The organism is Pseudarthrobacter cellobiosi (assembly GCF_023913755.1).
GTDB classification, from domain to species: Bacteria; Actinomycetota; Actinomycetes; order Actinomycetales; family Micrococcaceae; genus Arthrobacter; species Arthrobacter cellobiosi.
In genome coordinates, this window is record NZ_JAMXBJ010000043.1 from 164,636 (window position 1) to 179,726 (window position 15,091).

14 protein-coding genes are annotated in these 15,091 nt (G+C 66.2%); 10 read left to right on the top strand and 4 right to left on the bottom strand.

Annotated elements, in window-relative coordinates; genetic code table 11:
* Positions 1-16: 16 nt before the first annotated feature.
* The 7 genes from argB to NG696_RS10415 all read left to right on the top strand — a co-directional run bounded on the left by argB (position 17) and on the right by NG696_RS10415 (position 7,526).
* Positions 17-973, top strand: coding sequence for an acetylglutamate kinase (gene argB, locus NG696_RS10385; RefSeq protein ID WP_252564685.1), 957 nt, complete (start codon positions 17-19; stop codon positions 971-973).
* A complete protein-coding gene (locus NG696_RS10390) occupies positions 970-2,256 on the top strand; it encodes an acetylornithine transaminase (protein WP_252575340.1) in 1,287 nt (428 codons plus the stop codon). The genes argB and NG696_RS10390 overlap by 4 nt, the downstream gene beginning before the upstream one ends.
* A complete protein-coding gene (argF, locus tag NG696_RS10395; protein WP_252575341.1) occupies positions 2,253-3,323 on the top strand; it encodes an ornithine carbamoyltransferase in 1,071 nt (356 codons plus the stop codon). The genes NG696_RS10390 and argF overlap by 4 nt, the downstream gene beginning before the upstream one ends.
* On the top strand, positions 3,323-3,859 hold the full coding sequence (locus NG696_RS10400; RefSeq protein WP_111906510.1) for an arginine repressor: 537 nt from the start codon (positions 3,323-3,325) through the stop codon (positions 3,857-3,859). The genes argF and NG696_RS10400 overlap by 1 nt, the downstream gene beginning before the upstream one ends.
* A gap of 106 nt (positions 3,860-3,965) precedes the next feature.
* Complete coding sequence (locus tag NG696_RS10405; RefSeq protein WP_252564679.1) at positions 3,966-5,171, top strand: argininosuccinate synthase; 1,206 nt, start codon at positions 3,966-3,968, stop codon at positions 5,169-5,171.
* A 6-nt stretch (positions 5,172-5,177) separates the two neighbouring features.
* Positions 5,178-6,617 carry an argininosuccinate lyase gene (argH, locus tag NG696_RS10410; RefSeq protein WP_252575342.1) on the top strand — a complete coding sequence of 480 codons (1,440 nt, stop codon included), beginning with the start codon at positions 5,178-5,180 and terminating at the stop codon, positions 6,615-6,617.
* Positions 6,618-6,758: 141 nt separating this feature from the next.
* The gene (locus tag NG696_RS10415) at positions 6,759-7,526 is read left to right on the top strand and encodes a maleylpyruvate isomerase family mycothiol-dependent enzyme (protein ID WP_252575343.1); all 768 of its coding nucleotides are present in this window, start codon (positions 6,759-6,761) and stop codon (positions 7,524-7,526) included.
* 2 nt (positions 7,527-7,528) lie between these two features.
* Here NG696_RS10415 and NG696_RS10420 read toward each other — a convergent pair whose 3' ends face one another.
* Both NG696_RS10420 and NG696_RS10425 read right to left on the bottom strand, forming a co-directional pair.
* The gene (locus tag NG696_RS10420; protein WP_252575344.1) at positions 7,529-8,050 is read right to left on the bottom strand and encodes a methylated-DNA--[protein]-cysteine S-methyltransferase; all 522 of its coding nucleotides are present in this window, start codon (positions 8,048-8,050) and stop codon (positions 7,529-7,531) included.
* Positions 8,047-9,567, bottom strand: coding sequence for a DNA-3-methyladenine glycosylase 2 family protein (locus NG696_RS10425; protein WP_252575345.1), 1,521 nt, complete (start codon positions 9,565-9,567; stop codon positions 8,047-8,049). Before NG696_RS10425 ends, NG696_RS10420 begins: the two co-directional genes overlap by 4 nt.
* Before the next feature lie 78 nt (positions 9,568-9,645).
* Between NG696_RS10425 and NG696_RS10430 the strand changes: the two genes are divergently transcribed.
* On the top strand, positions 9,646-10,296 hold the full coding sequence (locus NG696_RS10430; RefSeq protein ID WP_252575346.1) for a DNA-3-methyladenine glycosylase: 651 nt from the start codon (positions 9,646-9,648) through the stop codon (positions 10,294-10,296).
* Here NG696_RS10430 and NG696_RS10435 read toward each other — a convergent pair.
* Positions 10,266-10,901 carry a GNAT family N-acetyltransferase gene (locus tag NG696_RS10435; protein WP_252564673.1) on the bottom strand — a complete coding sequence of 212 codons (636 nt, stop codon included), beginning with the start codon at positions 10,899-10,901 and terminating at the stop codon, positions 10,266-10,268. The genes NG696_RS10430 and NG696_RS10435 overlap by 31 nt on opposite strands.
* Before the next feature lie 154 nt (positions 10,902-11,055).
* Here NG696_RS10435 and NG696_RS10440 point away from each other — a divergent pair, with 154 nt between their 5' ends.
* Positions 11,056-13,284 (top strand): HelD family protein, encoded by a 2,229-nt coding sequence (locus NG696_RS10440; RefSeq protein ID WP_252575347.1) that lies wholly within the window; start codon positions 11,056-11,058, stop codon positions 13,282-13,284.
* A gap of 78 nt (positions 13,285-13,362) precedes the next feature.
* Entirely contained in the window at positions 13,363-14,676 is a 1,314-nt protein-coding gene (tyrS, locus tag NG696_RS10445) for a tyrosine--tRNA ligase (RefSeq protein WP_252564671.1), read from the top strand.
* 17 nt (positions 14,677-14,693) lie between these two features.
* Here tyrS and NG696_RS10450 read toward each other — a convergent pair.
* The coding region (locus NG696_RS10450; protein WP_252575348.1) for a hypothetical protein at positions 14,694-15,091 on the bottom strand (398 nt) is incomplete at its 5' end.

The window sequence follows — 15,091 nt, forward strand, 5'->3', positions numbered from 1 at the left end:
TGGAGATACTGCACGCATGAACACCCAGACCCGTGAAACGACGTCCATGAGTGATGCCCAAAGCAAGGCCGGCACGCTGATCGAGGCGCTGCCCTGGATCCAGCGGTTCGCCGGCACCACCATGGTGATCAAATACGGCGGCAACGCCATGGTCAACGAGGAACTGCGCCGTGCCTTCGCCGAAGACGTGGTGTTCCTGCACCATGTGGGCATCCACCCCGTGGTGGTCCACGGCGGCGGTCCGCAGATCAACTCCATGCTGGCGCGGCTGGGCATCGAGTCCGAGTTCAAAGGCGGCCTCCGCGTCACCACGCCCGAAGCCATGGACGTGGTCCGGATGGTCCTCACCGGCCAGGTGGGCCGCGAACTGGTGGGCCTGATCAACTCCCACGGCCCCTACGCGGTGGGAATGTCCGGGGAAGACGGCGGCCTGCTCCGTGCCGTCCGGACCGGCACCGTCATTGACGGCGAGGAAGTGGACCTGGGCCTGGTGGGCGAAGTTGTCGGCGTGAACCCCGAGGGCATCCTGGACATCCTGGCCGCGGGCCGCATCCCGGTCATCTCCACCGTGGCACCGGAAATCGAGTCCGACGGCCTCGAGACGGCAGCCGGAGAGGTCCAGACCACCGGCCAGGTCCTGAACGTCAACGCGGATACTGCTGCAGCGGCCCTCGCCGAAGCCCTGGGGGCCTCCAAACTGGTGATCCTCACCGATGTCGAAGGACTGTACGCCAACTGGCCGGACCGGTCCTCCCTCATCTCCTCCCTGACAGCCTCGGAGCTGCGCCAGCTGCTGCCGTCGTTGGAATCGGGCATGATCCCCAAGATGGAAGCGTGCCTCAAGGCGATTGACGGCGGAGTGGAACGCGCGCACATCGTGGACGGCCGCCTGCCGCACTCGATGCTCCTGGAAACATTCACGACGGCGGGCATAGGCACGCAGGTTGTCCCCGATACAGAGGAAGATTCATGAGTAACGTCGAAGATCTCGACAAGCTCGATCACCAGAGCCCGGTGGTTGAGCTTGTCGAAACCAAGGGCCACACCAGCGGGGCGGACTGGCTCGCGCGCTACTCCACGTCCCTGATGGGTGTCTTTGGCACGCCGCAGCGTGTCCTGGTCCGTGGTGCCGGCTGCCTGGTCTGGGACGCCGACGGGAAGGAATACCTGGACCTGCTCGGCGGTATTGCCGTCAACGCCCTGGGCCACGCCCATCCGTTTGTCACGTCCGTGATTTCGAGCCAGCTGGCCACCCTGGGCCATGTCTCCAATTTCTTCACCAGCCCCACGCAGATCGCGCTGGCCGAAAAGCTGTTGGCGCTGACGCACGCCCCGGCGGGCTCCAAGGTGTTCTTCACAAATTCCGGCACCGAAGCCAACGAAGCGGCCTTCAAGCTGGCCCGGCGCAACGGAGCCGGCCCGGACGGCACCACGGGCAAGCGCACCAAGATCATCGCCCTCGAGGGAGCCTTCCACGGGCGCACTATGGGTGCCCTGGCCCTGACCGCGAAGAAAGCCTACCGCCTACCGTTTGAGCCTTTGCCCGGCGGAGTGGTCCACATCCCGTTCGGCGACGTCGCGGCCCTGGAAGCAGCCATCGACGAAACCGTGGCCGCCGTTTTCCTGGAGCCCATCCAGGGCGAAGCCGGAGTTCGGCCCCTGCCTCCTGGCTACCTGAAGGCAGCCCGCGAAGCGACCACAAAGGCCGGCGCCCTGCTGATCCTGGACGAGGTCCAGACCGGTATCGGCCGCACCGGCAAATGGCTCGCGACGGAGGACGCCGGGATTGTTCCGGACGCCGTCACCCTGGCCAAGGGCCTCGGCGGCGGCTTCCCCATCGGTGCGCTTCTCACGTTCGGTGAGCGGACGTCGTCGCTGCTGTCCGCGGGCCAGCACGGCACCACCTTCGGCGGCAACCCGGTGGCGACGGCGGCCGCGCTGGCCACGCTGCACGCGATCGAAAGCCAGCGGGTCCTGGAAAACGTTGCACTTGTGGGGGACTACCTCCGCACCGGCCTCGCCGCCGTCGACGGCGTCACCGAAGTCCGCGGCGAAGGCCTGCTGATCGGCTTCGACCTGGACGCCGACGTGGCTCCCGCCGTCGTGACCGCAGGCCTTGACGCCGGTTTCATCGTCAACAGCCCCGGCCCGCACACCATCCGGCTCGCCCCGCCGCTGATCCTCACCAAGGACCAGGCCGGCACCTTCCTCGCCGCCCTCCCGGCACTCCTCCAGACAGCTAAGGACGCGCAGTGACCCCTGTAGTTTCTTCCGCCGGCACAGCCAGCACCACACGCCACTTCCTGAAGGACACGGACCTGAGCCCCGCCGAGCAGGCCGAGGTCCTGGACCTGGCCGTCCGCATGAAGGCAGCGCCGTACAGCGTGCAGCCCTTTGCCGGGGAGGGCAATGGCCGCAAGACGGTGGCCGTCATCTTCGATAAGACCTCCACCCGTACGCGGGTTTCCTTCGCCACCGGCATCGCGGACATGGGCGGCAACGCGCTGATCATCAACCCGGGCGAGGCGCAGATCGGCCACAAGGAATCTGTCGAGGACACCGCCAAGGTCCTGGAGCGTATGGTCTCCACCATTGTGTGGCGCACCGGCGCGCACTCGGGCCTGGTGGCCATGGCGGCGAACTCCAGGGTGCCGGTTATCAACGCCTTGTGCGATGACTACCACCCGTGCCAGCTCCTGGCGGACCTGCTCGCCGTCAAGGAACACAAGGGCGAGCTCAAAGGCCTCACCATGAGCTACCTGGGCGACGCCGCCAACAACATGGCCAACTCCTACCTGCTGGCCGGGGTCACCGCCGGGATGCACGTCCGCATCGCCGGGCCCGAAGGCTACCTCCCGGCAGCGGAGATCGTTGCCGCGGCCGAGGAGCGCGCCGCCCAGACCGGCGGTTCCGTGCTGGTCACCACCGACGCCGCCGTTGCCCTCAAGGGCGCCGACGTTGTGGCCACGGACACCTGGGTCTCCATGGGCCAGGAAGCCGAAAAGGAGGCCCGGCTGCAGCTGTTCCGGGAGTACTCCGTCGATGAGGCGGCTATGGCACACGCGGCGGATGACGCCGTCGTGCTTCACTGCCTGCCCGCCTACCGCGGCTACGAGATTTCGGCGGGCGTCATCGACGGCCCGCAGTCGATCGTGTGGGACGAAGCCGAGAACCGGCTGCACGCGCAGAAGGCCCTGATGGCCTGGCTGATGCACCGATCCGGACTCGCCGTCGTCGAAGGCCTGGCCCTGGTGGACGGGCTGGCGCCGGTGGACGGGCTGGCGCCGGTGGACGGGCTGGCGCCACGGGAGGTTGGCAACTAGTGTCCGTCCCGCCGGCATCGCCGGGCTCCAGCCCGGCCACCAAAACGGCCCGCCAGGCGCGCATCACCGCGATCCTGACGGGTGAATCGGTGCGCTCCCAGGCGGAGCTGGCCGCTTTGCTGGCGGACGACGGCGTCCAGGTCACCCAGGCCACGCTGTCCCGGGACCTCGTGGAACTCGGCGCCGTCCGGGTCCGCGGCAAGGAAGGCGTGCTGGTTTACGCCGTCCCCGGCGAGGGCGGCGAACGTGCGGCCAAAAGCGGAGTCAGCCAGGAGATCCTGGATGCCAGGCTTGCCCGGCTGTGCAGCGAACTTCTGGTCACGGCGGAAGCCTCGGCCAACATCGCGGTGCTCCGGACCCCGCCCGGTGCGGCCAACTTCCTGGCCCTGGCCATCGACCACTCGGTGATGCCCTCCATCCTCGGGACCATTGCCGGTGACGACACCGTGCTGCTGGTCTCCCGGGATCCGCAGGGCGGGCAGGACCTCGCGGTCCGGTTCCTGCAGCTCGCCGAGGAAGCCGGCGGCAGCCAGTAGGCCCACACCGCCCGAACACCCTCCCGGTGTGACAGGCTTTCCCCAGAACGTTTTTCCCTGAAGAATTTCCCCGACAATATCTACAACCCCAATTAGGAGCATTTTCGTGACTGAGCGTATTGTTCTGGCCTACTCCGGTGGCCTCGATACTTCCGTAGCCATCGGCTGGATCGGCGAAGCCACCGGTGCCGAGGTCATCGCCGTAGCGGTCGACGTCGGACAGGGCGGCGAGTCGCTGGAGACCATCCGCCAGCGCGCACTGGGCTGCGGCGCCGTTGAAGCCTACGTGGCCGACGCCTCCGATGAGTTCGCTGACGAATACTGCATGCCCACGCTGAAGGCCAACGCCCTCTACCAGGGCCACTACCCGCTGGTTTCCGCCATCTCCCGGCCGGTCATCGTCAAGCACCTGGTCAAGGCCGCCCGTGAATTCGGCGCCACCACCGTGGCCCACGGCTGCACCGGCAAAGGCAACGACCAGGTCCGCTTCGAAGTGGGCATCCAGACCCTCGGCCCGGACCTGAAGTGCATCGCTCCGGTCCGCGACCTCGCCCTCACCCGCGACAAGGCCATCGCCTTCGCCGAGGAAAAGGGACTGCCGATCGAGACCACCAAGAAGAACCCGTACTCGATCGATCAGAACGTCTGGGGACGCGCCGTCGAAACCGGTTACCTCGAGGACATCTGGAACGCGCCCACCAAGGACATCTACGACTACACCGCGACGCCGGAGTTCCCGCCGGCCCCGGACGAGGTCACCATTTCCTTCGAAGCCGGCGTGCCGGTAGCGATCGACGGCGTCCGGGTCACCCCGCTGCAGGCCATCAAGGAACTGAACCGCCGTGCCGGCGCGCAGGGCGTGGGCCGGATCGACGTCGTCGAAGACCGCCTCGTGGGCATCAAGTCCCGCGAAATCTACGAAGCCCCCGGTGCCATGGCGCTGATCACCGCGCACAAGCACCTCGAGGACATCACCATCGAACGCGAGCAGGCCCGCTTCAAGGCCACTGTTGGCCAGCGCTGGGCCGAACTGGTCTACGACGGCCAGTGGTTCTCACCGCTCAAGCGCTCCCTGGACGCCTTCATCGAAGACACCCAGAAATACGTCACCGGCGACATCCGCATGGTGCTGCACGGCGGCCAGGCGATCGTCAACGGACGCCGTTCCGAGACCTCGCTCTACGACTTCGACCTCGCCACCTACGACACCGGCGACACATTCGACCAGTCCATGGCACGCGGCTTCATCGAACTGTGGGGCATGTCCGCCAAGGTTGCCTCCGGCCGCGATATCCGCGTCGCAGGGAAGTAAATATCGGTGGTTGAGCCTGTCGAAACCCCGAAATCCGACGCGACCAACACCGGCGCACTGTGGGGTGGCCGGTTCGCCGGCGGCCCCGCAGATGCCCTCGCGGCGTTGAGCAAGTCCACTCACTTTGACTGGCGGCTGGCCCGCTACGACATCGCCGGATCCAAGGCGCACGCCCGCGTGCTGCACAAGGCCGGGCTGCTGGACGACGCCGAACTCGAAGGCATGCTCGACGCCCTGAGCCGGCTGGATGACGACGTCGCCTCCGGCGCGTATCTTCCGGCCGAGTCCGACGAGGACGTACACGGGTCACTGGAACGCGGCCTGATCGAGCGCGCCGGCACCCAGCTCGGCGGCAAGCTCCGCGCCGGCCGGTCCCGCAACGACCAGGTGGCCACGCTGGGCCGCATGTTCCTGCGTGACCACGCCCGGATCATCGCGCGCGGTGTGCTGGCAACCATCGAGGCCCTGGTGGACCAGGCCAAGGCCCACCAGGGTGTGGCCATGCCCGGGCGTACGCACCTGCAGCATGCCCAGCCCATCCTGCTCAGCCACCACCTGCTGGCCCATGCCTGGGCGCTGCTGCGCGACGTGCAGCGGCTGCAGGACTGGGACAAGCGCGCAGGGGTTTCGCCTTACGGTTCCGGTGCCCTCGCAGGCTCGTCGCTGGGCCTCGACCCGGAGGCCGTCGCGGCGGACCTGGGCTTCTTCTCCGCCACGCACAACTCCATTGACGGCACCGCATCGCGCGATGTTTTCGCCGAGTTTGCGTGGGTTACGGCCATGATCGGCGTGGACCTGTCCCGCGTTTCGGAGGAAGTCATTCTCTGGGCCACCAAGGAGTTCTCCTTCGTGACCCTGCACGATTCCTACTCCACCGGTTCCTCGATCATGCCGCAGAAGAAGAACCCCGACGTCGCCGAACTGGCCCGCGGCAAGGCAGGGCGCCTGATCGGCAACCTGACTGGGCTGCTGGCCACGCTCAAGGGCCTGCCGCTCGCGTACAACCGCGACCTGCAGGAAGACAAAGAGCCGGTCTTCGACGCTGCCGACACTCTGGAGCTGCTGCTTCCGGCAGTCTCGGGCATGATCGCGACGCTGAAGTTCAACACGGAACGGATGGAGTCGCTGGCACCGCAGGGCTTCGCGCTGGCCACGGACATCGCGGAATGGCTGGTCCGCCAGGGTGTTCCGTTCCGGGAGGCACACGAGCTCTCCGGAGCGGCCGTGAAGCAGGCCGAAAGCCGCGATGTGGAGCTGTGGGATCTGACGGATGAGGAATACGTCGCCATTTCGGAGCACCTGACTCCGGAGGTCCGCACGGTCCTGTCCACCGAAGGGTCGCTCAAGAGCCGCAACTCCCAGGGCGGCACCGCACCCGCCGCCGTCGAACGCCAGCTGCTTGCCCTCGAAGGCGAGCTCGCCGGCGTGCGCGGGTACGCAGCCTAACCCCCGAAACGCTCTCTCACTTTTGAGGCGATTTCAGCGGACGCTCCTGCAGTCAGTGCAGGAGCGTTGGCCGTTTCCGCACCAAAGCTGAGAGAGCGTTGGGCGTTAATGGGCGTTAACTCTGTCGGCTACCATGGCGCTATGACTGAGATCACTACTTCAGAACTACTGGCCGACCTGCACAAGGCCGCCGGCGCCGTGGCCTCGACCGCCGCGAAATTCACCGATGAGGATGTCAAGGCACCGTCGGGACTCCCCGGTTGGACCCGCGGGCACGTCCTGGCGCATCTCGCCGGCATCTCCAACGCCATGGCACGGCAACTGGAATATGCCGCCCGCGGCGCCACTGTTGAGCTGTACGACGGAGGCCAGGACGGACGCACGAAGGCCATCGAGATGGCCGCCGGCCACAACGCGGATGCGCACCGGGCCGACCTGCAGGCTGGCCTGGACCGGGCACTGAAGGCTTTTGATTCGCTGGAAGGGGACGCCGACTGGCAGGCCTCCATTGCCTACCGTGGAGGAGTGGTCTTCGACGGCGGCCTGGCGCTGTGGCGTGAACTGGTGATCCACGCCGCGGACCTGGGCGCGGGCCTCGGTCCCGAGACGTGGAGCCGGACGTTCTGCGAGCACCTCTTCGACTTCCTGGCGGCCCGTGTCCCGCCGGGGGAAAAGCTCGTGCTCCAGCCACTCGGGCTCCCGCCCGTGACCCTTGGCCTCGGCCGTTCTACCGTCATCAGCGGGATGATTACTGACATTGCCGCCTGGCTGGCCGGCCGTGAGCCATCGCTCGGCAGCCTGCGGGCAACAGCCGCCGCGGACGGCGTGGACCTCCCGGAACTGCTGCCCTGGCCATCCGGGACACCGGCTGCCGGAGCCACGCCATCCGGGACGCCCGCAGCGCGGTAGCCCTATCCGGCTTCGCGGGCCAGCAGGCTCTCCGTTGCCTCGCGGGCCAGCAGGCTCTCCTTGATGGCTAGGCCCCAGCGGAAACCGCCCAGGGAACCGTCGGTGCGGATAACTCGGTGGCACGGCACAAACAAGGCTGCCGCGTTGAAGGCACAGGCGCTGGCGGCTGCCCGGACCGCCTTCGGATTTCCGGAGAGTTCGGCGTACTCGGTGTACGTCACCGGCGACCCGGGACGAACGGTCCTGAGCACATCCCAGGCGTGCGATCGGAACGGTCCAGACTTCTGCCGCACGGGGACACTCATGGCGGGCGCGGGGTCGCCGGCATAAAAGGCTTCTACGGCCCTGGAAATGGGGCCGAGGTCCGTGACCGCTTCAACGTCGCCCGGCCGCAGCTCGGGGTGGATCTGGCCCGTCAGCTCACCCGGCTCGGCGGTCCAGCCCGAGGCCAGGACCACGCCGTCCTGGGCAAGGATGGTGAACGGACCGTCCGGGGTGGCCATCACTAACAGCTGGGCTTTCATAGCATCGCTTTCTCTGGAACGGCTTGTACACGTTTGGCGGATTTGGACTCCGCGGCGGCGCGCCACAGGTGCATGGTGGCGTAGGACCGCCACGGGCTGACCTCGCGGAAATCGGGGCTCGAGGCTGTCGGCACGGCGCCGGTTTCGGCGGGGCTAGCCGGGGCTGGGGCGAGGGCCCGGATGCCGTTTCGCACCGCGGCGTCGTTGGCCAGAAACACGTCCGGCGCGCCGAGGACACGCATTGCCACGTAGCCCACGGTCCACGGGCCCACGCCGGTGAGGGGAAGCAGCTTGGCGCCGAGCCCGGGCAGATCGTCCCCGTAGCCGAAATCCAGTTGGCCTCCAGCCAGGGCCGACGCGGCAGAACGGATGGCGTCAATCCGACGTTGCGGACCGCGCAGCAGCGTGTAGCCGGTCTCGCTGATTTCGGCGGCGGTGGGAAACAGCCGGTCAAGGCCCTCGCCGGGGACCGCGCTGGCACTACCCGCGGCGGACAGCTGCGTCAGTGTAGTCCGGGCCGCAGCCACGGTGATTTGTTGCCCGATCATGGCCCGGATGAGCATCTCCTGCGGGTCCACCGCGCCGGGCATCCTGATGCCCGGCGCACTGGCAACCGAGGAGGCCAGGCGGGGCTCCTGGGACAGGGCGCTGTCGATGGCTACCGGATCGGCGTCGAGGTCGAAGAGCCGGCGTACCCTGCTCAGCAGGGCGGGCAGGTCCCGGAGGTCCACCGCGCCGATGGTGAGGGTCAGTGGCCGTCCGGGAGCGCCGTCGTCGTAAGTCACGCTGAAGCGGGCGTCGCCATGCGGCAGCTGCAAAGTACGGGCGTACGACGTCGGCGTCCCCGCCTCGATCCCGGGAATTGCCCTGACGGCGAGGAAGGAAAAGATGCCGGGATCGAACGGTTCGCGGTACGGCAGGCTCAACGTCAGGGACGTCGCGGCGGCATGGGAGCGGTGGTGCCTGGCGGTCGCGCGCAGGGCAGTGGGAGTCATGGCGAACACCTCCACCATGGTGTCGTTGAACTGGCGGACGCTGCTGAAGCCGGACGCGAATGCGATGTCCGCCAGCTTCATCGCTGTGGACACCAACAGGGTGCGGGCGGTCTGGGCGCGGCTGGCCCGGGCCAGGGAGAGCGGGCCGGCGCCGAGTTCGTGGCTGAGGATCCTGTTGAGCTGGCGGGAGGAATATCCCAGCCGGGCGGCGAGGCCCTCCACCCCTTCCCGGTTGATCACGCCGTCGTTGATCAGGCGCATCGCGCGGCCCGCCAGGTCCTGCCGGATGTTCCACGCAGGCGTGCCGGGCACTGCTTCGGGAAGGCAGCGCTTGCACGCCCGGTAGCCGGCGTCGTGCGCTGCGGCAGAGGTTTCGTAGAAGGTGACGTTCGCCGCTTTCGGGGTCCGGGCGGGGCAGGACGGACGACAGTAGATGCCAGTGGTCCGGACAGCGGTGTAGAACTGCCCGTCGAACCGGGTGTCCCGCGCGTCAATCGCGCGGTAGCGCTGCCAGAAGTCCATGCCCTCCATCCTGCCAGCCAGCGACAGGGACTGCTAGCGGAAATCGGACACGGCCGTGGCGTTCGGTAGAGTCGGATCATGACCGTCAGCCTGAGTCCCGCCAGCCCGGAACAGCTCCGCGACCTGCTGTCAGGCGATGCGCGGAGTGTCGCTCCGCGGCTACTGGGAGCTGTGCTGATCCACCACAGCCACGAGGGAACGGTGGCTGTGCGGATCACCGAGGTGGAGGCGTACATGGGTCCCGGCGGCTCGTCGCATCCGGATCCCGGCTCCCACACTTTCCGTGGCCCCACGGCCCGCAACGCGCCCATGTTCGGCCCGGCCGGCCACCTCTACGTCTATTTCACGTATGGCATGCACTACTGCGCCAACATCGTCTGCGGTCCGGCGGGCACCGCATCTGCCGTCCTGTTGCGGGCGGGCGAGGTGGTGGAGGGGCAGCGCCTCGCGCTGGTGCGGCGTCCGACGTCGAAATCGGCCCTCGACCTGGCGAGCGGCCCGGCCCGGCTGGCCACCACACTGGCACTGACTACTGCCGACAGCGGCCGGGATGCGCTGGCTGACCCCTTCGAACTGCGGCTGCCCTCGGTACCTGCCACTGAATTCATGTCCGGGCCGAGGGTGGGCGTTTCCGGCGATGGCGGCTCCGCGACGTATCCCTGGCGCTTCTGGCTGCCAGGCGATCCCACCGTGTCCCGCTACAAGGCGGCGAAGGTGCGCCGGGCATAATCCGTCCCACCGGGGTGGTCTCCCGCCAGGGCGAACGGCGCCAACCGGTGCTGGAGTCGCCGTTGTACAGCGGGCCATTCCTGCCCCAGGACCGAGAACACTGCGGAATCCGCACGTGTGCCGTCAGGCGCCAAGCGGTGGCTGCGCAGCACGCCCTCGAACGTTGCCCCCAGCCGTTCGATGGCGGCGGCGCTGCGCACATTGCGTGCGTCGCAGCGAAACGCAACCCGCTGAACCCGAAGGACTTCGAACGCAAAGGCGAGCAGGGCGTGCTTGCTGGCGGGATTTACGTGCGTGCCCCAGAATTGCCGTCCAAAGAAGGTGCCGCCAACTTCCGCGCGTTGCTGGGCGGCATCGAAAGCATTCAGGGCGCTTGTGCCCAGGAGGGCCCCGGTCCGCTGGTCCGTCACAGCGAAGGCCAGGCTGGCCGGGTCCTCAATCCTGGCCGCAAACAGCCCTGAAAGCTCGTGTGCCGTGGCCGGCAGGGGCGCCGCCATTCCTGCCCACATCGCGGCGTCCACGAAGTCAAACAGCCCTTCGGCATGGTGCGGTGCCAACGGAATGAGGGACAGCCCGTATCCGGTCAGGACGTTCTCGTGGTGCATTGCAGTATTGAATCATTCACGGGGCGGCGCGGCTACGGAAGTGTGCGGACTGAAGGTGAACATTGGGTGACTTCCGGGGCTGGGGACCGGCGGGCGCGTTAACCGAAATGGTTGTAGAATGGACGGTCTGTCTTTTGCGATAGGGGAACGTTTAATGCTCGACGCCGATTTGGCCCACGAACGGAATTATGTTGCCGGCCTGTACGCGCGGCTGGAAGAGCTCCGCACGGAAAAGCGCCAGCAGTTGGCACAGGTCCGCCGGGCCGGTGCCGTGGGCACCATGCAGAATGTTTCCGAACGGGACGCCTTCGCCGCGCTCTACGAGGACCGCCTCGCCCAGCTCGACGCCGTCGATGACCGCCTGGTCTTCGGCCGCCTCGACCTGGATTCCGGTGAGGCCCAGTACATTGGGCGCATCGGCTTGACCACCGATGACCTCCAGCGGCTCATGGTGGACTGGCGCGCGCCCGAAGCCGGCCACTTCTATCAGGCAACGGCCTTTGACCGGCAGGGCGTCCGCCGCCGGCGGCACCTGATTCTGCAGGGCCGGGAAGTCAAGGCCATCGAGGATGACGTCCTTGATGCGGACATGCTTGCGGACGACGCATCGCTGCAGGGCGAAGGAGCGTTGCTGGCCGCCTTGGATTCCAAGCGCACGGGCCGGATGTCCGACATCGTCGGCACCATCCAGTCCGAGCAGGACCGCATCATCCGGTCATCCATTTCCGGCGCCCTCGTGGTGCAGGGTGGACCCGGTACCGGTAAGACTGCTGTGGCACTGCACCGGGCCGCGTACCTGCTTTACACACACCGGGAACGGCTGAAGACTGCCGGTGTGCTGCTGGTGGGCCCGTCGTCGTCGTTTATGAAGTACATCGAACGTGTTCTTCCCTCGCTTGGTGAGACCGGCGTGGTCATGGCCAGCGTGGGTCGACTGATGCCGGGCATCAAGGCGGTTGCTGAACCTGAGGCAGAGGTCGCGGCCATCAAGGGGCGGCTGGATATGGTGAAGGTTGTGGCCAATGCGGTGGCGAACCGGCAGCGGATCCCTGCCGAGGACCGCGTCCTGGACGTTGACGGCCGCAAACTGGTGCTGACGCGGCGGCAGGTCAGCCGGGCGCGCGAACGTGCCCGGTCCACCGGCAAGCCGCACAACGAGGCGCGCCTGACGTTTATCAAGATTCTGCTCCGCGAACTGACCGAACAGTTGACCGATCTCGTGGAAGCCGGGAGCATCGGGAACAATGCCGACCGCTCGTATCTCGCTGAAGATGTCCGCACGGCCCGCGATGTTCGGATCGTCCTGAACCTGTGCTGGATGCCGATGACTCCGGAGAAGCTGATCACCGAGCTTCTGAGCAAGCCCGCAGTCCTGGCGGCCTGCACACCGAGCCTGTCCCTTAGGGAGCGGTCGCTGCTGCTGCGCTCCGCTGATGCGCCCTGGACCGAGGCCGATGTCCCGCTGCTGGACGAGGCCGCGGAGCTCCTTGGCGAAATGGACCCGGCGGCGGGACGTGGCCTTGCACAGCAGGAGCACGACCGCGCCCGGGACCTTGCCAACGCCAAGCAGACACTGGTGAACATGGGGGACATGGGTGTCGATGTACTCATCTCCGCCGAGGAACTCGCCGATCAGAACCAGGAGCGCGAGAACCGCCTGACGGCCGCCGAGCGCGCCACCAGCGACCGCACGTGGGCCTTCGGCCACATCGTGGTGGATGAGGCGCAGGAGCTTTCGCCCATGCAATGGCGCCTGCTGGTCCGCCGTTGCCCGCTGAAATCCTTCACCATCGTGGGCGACATCGCACAGACGAGTTCAGTTGCCGGCGCTAACTCCTGGCAGGGGGCCCTGGCGCCCATGTTCGGTGACCGCTGGCAGCTGGAGGAGCTGACAGTGAACTACCGGACGCCCTCCCAGATCGCCGAAGCCGCCGCCCGCATGGCCAACGCTGCCGGACTGGTGGTTTCCGCGCCGAAGGCCGTCCGCGAAGGGCGCTGGGCCCCTGTTATCGACAAGGTTGACCGCGGACAGGTGGTGAGCCGTTTGGTGGAGGTACTCCCCGAAGAACTGGCAGCGCTCGACGGCGGCCTCCTCGCCGTGATTGCCGACGGCGACCTTCTGCATGCGGCAACGTCAGCCCTTCGTGCCGTGTACGGCCGGCGCATCGGCAACGGCGCGGGCAGCTACGAACAGGACATCGTGGTCATCAGCCCGCGCGAGGCCAAGGGCCTGGAGTTCGATGGCGTTGTGGTCCTTGAGCCGTCCGTCATGCTCAACCACGAGCACGGCCGGGTGGGCGATCTGTACGTCGCTATGACCCGGCCCACCCAGCGGCTCCGGCTGATCGCCGCGGAAGGTATTCCGGCAGGCATAGACGGCTGAGCAGGTCTGCTTTGCCCTTGACGCCCGGCGCCGTTCATTTCGACGCCGGGCGTCGCTGATCCTGCTAACTTAGAAGTCGTGTCAGAACTCAACGATCTCGAATCCCAGCAGAACGACCCCACCTTCGCCAATGTCTGGCAGGAGCTGAAGTGGCGCGGCCTGGTCCACGTCTCCACCGATGAAGAGGAACTGGAAAAGCTTCTCGCTGGTGATCCGATCACCTATTACTGCGGATTCGACCCCACGGCGCCGAGCCTGCACCTGGGTAACCTGGTCCAACTCCTGGTTATGCGCCGGCTGCAGCTCGCCGGGCACAAGCCGCTGGGGCTGGTTGGCGGATCCACGGGACTGATCGGCGATCCGCGGCCCACCGCTGAACGCACGCTGAACACCAAGGACACCGTTAATGAATGGGTGGGCTACCTGCAGGCCCAGGTCCGCCGATTCTTGAGCTTCGATGGCCCCAGCGCCGCCCACATGGTCAACAACCTCGACTGGACCGCGCCGTTGAGCGCCATTGACTTCCTGCGCGAGATCGGAAAGCACTACCGGGTCGGCACCATGCTTCGCAAGGATGCTGTCGCTTCCCGCCTCAGCTCGGACGAGGGCATCAGTTACACGGAATTCAGCTACCAGATCCTGCAGGGCATGGACTACCTCCAGCTGTTCCGTGACTACGGCTGCATGCTGCAGACCGGCGGCTCGGACCAGTGGGGTAACCTCACCAGCGGCACTGAACTCATCCGCAAGGTTGAGGGTAAGAGTGTGCACGCCCTGGGCACCCCGCTGATCACCAACTCGGACGGCACCAAGTTCGGCAAGAGTGAAGGCAATGCCATCTGGCTCGACGCCGGCATGTGCAGCCCGTACGCCTTCTACCAGTTCTGGCTGAACACCGCCGACTCTGACGTAGTGGACCGGCTGAAGGTCTTCACTTTCCTGAGCCGCGCGGAAATCGAAACCCTGGCAGCTGCCGTGGCCGAGCGTCCCTTTGCACGGGAAGGCCAGCGGAAGCTGGCGTTCGAAGTGACTTCTCTGGTCCACGGTGTGGGGGCAACGGAGAAAGTCATCGCGGCGTCTGCTGCACTTTTTGGCAACGGCGACCTGTCGGCCCTGGACCGGCCAACGCTTGAAGCAGCCACGTCGGAGCTTCCGTCCGCTCGCATCCAAGTGGATGGCCTCGGGATCATTGACCTGCTGGTGGCGTCTGGCCTGTCGGAGAGCAAGTCCGCGGCACGGCGGACTGTCGGCGAAGGCGGTGCCTATGTAAACAACGAGAAGGTGTCCGACCCGGAAGCTGTCATCTCCGAATCGGAGCTGCTGCATGGCCAGTACCTGCTCCTGCGCCGCGGCAAGAAGAATCTCGCGACTGTCGAAGTCCTGGTTCCTTAGCCTTACCAAGCCCCCATTCATGCTCCTCCGCAGCCGATTTGCACGGCCTCGGGGGAGCGTGTATTGTTTTCTGAGTCGCCGCCGTTGAGTGGTGACAAACCCCCTTCACAAGAGAAGCAATTCATCGTGTGCAAAGCACGAAAATGATGAAAAGCTTCACTTTTTGATGGGCGGATTCGTTCCACAGGGTGAATATCGGGAAAATAACCCGGATTTGCAAAGTGAATAAGAATGAAATAAGCTATAAACATCGCAGCGAAGAAAAGCGAAGCAAAAGAATTCATTTGAATATGAATTGTTTCGGGAATTATTCGAATGTGTCTGTTGTTTGAGAACTCAATAGTGTGCCAAGTTTGTTGATACCAATTTATTGTATTGAATTGGTTGAATTGATTGGATCCGCCACCCCGTGGTG

Coding starts and splice junctions, on each gene's coding strand:
- NG696_RS10390 (WP_252575340.1), top strand. CDS start 970: ATGAGTAACGTCGAAGATCTCGACAAGCTCGATCACCAGAGCCCGGTG.
- NG696_RS10430 (WP_252575346.1), top strand. CDS start 9,646: ATGACCGTCAGCCTGAGTCCCGCCAGCCCGGAACAGCTCCGCGACCTG.
- NG696_RS10415 (WP_252575343.1), top strand. CDS start 6,759: ATGACTGAGATCACTACTTCAGAACTACTGGCCGACCTGCACAAGGCC.
- NG696_RS10440 (WP_252575347.1), top strand. CDS start 11,056: ATGCTCGACGCCGATTTGGCCCACGAACGGAATTATGTTGCCGGCCTG.
- NG696_RS10420 (WP_252575344.1), bottom strand. CDS start 8,050: ATGAAAGCCCAGCTGTTAGTGATGGCCACCCCGGACGGTCCGTTCACC.
- NG696_RS10425 (WP_252575345.1), bottom strand. CDS start 9,567: ATGGACTTCTGGCAGCGCTACCGCGCGATTGACGCGCGGGACACCCGG.
- argB (WP_252564685.1), top strand. CDS start 17: ATGAACACCCAGACCCGTGAAACGACGTCCATGAGTGATGCCCAAAGC.
- NG696_RS10435 (WP_252564673.1), bottom strand. CDS start 10,901: ATGCACCACGAGAACGTCCTGACCGGATACGGGCTGTCCCTCATTCCG.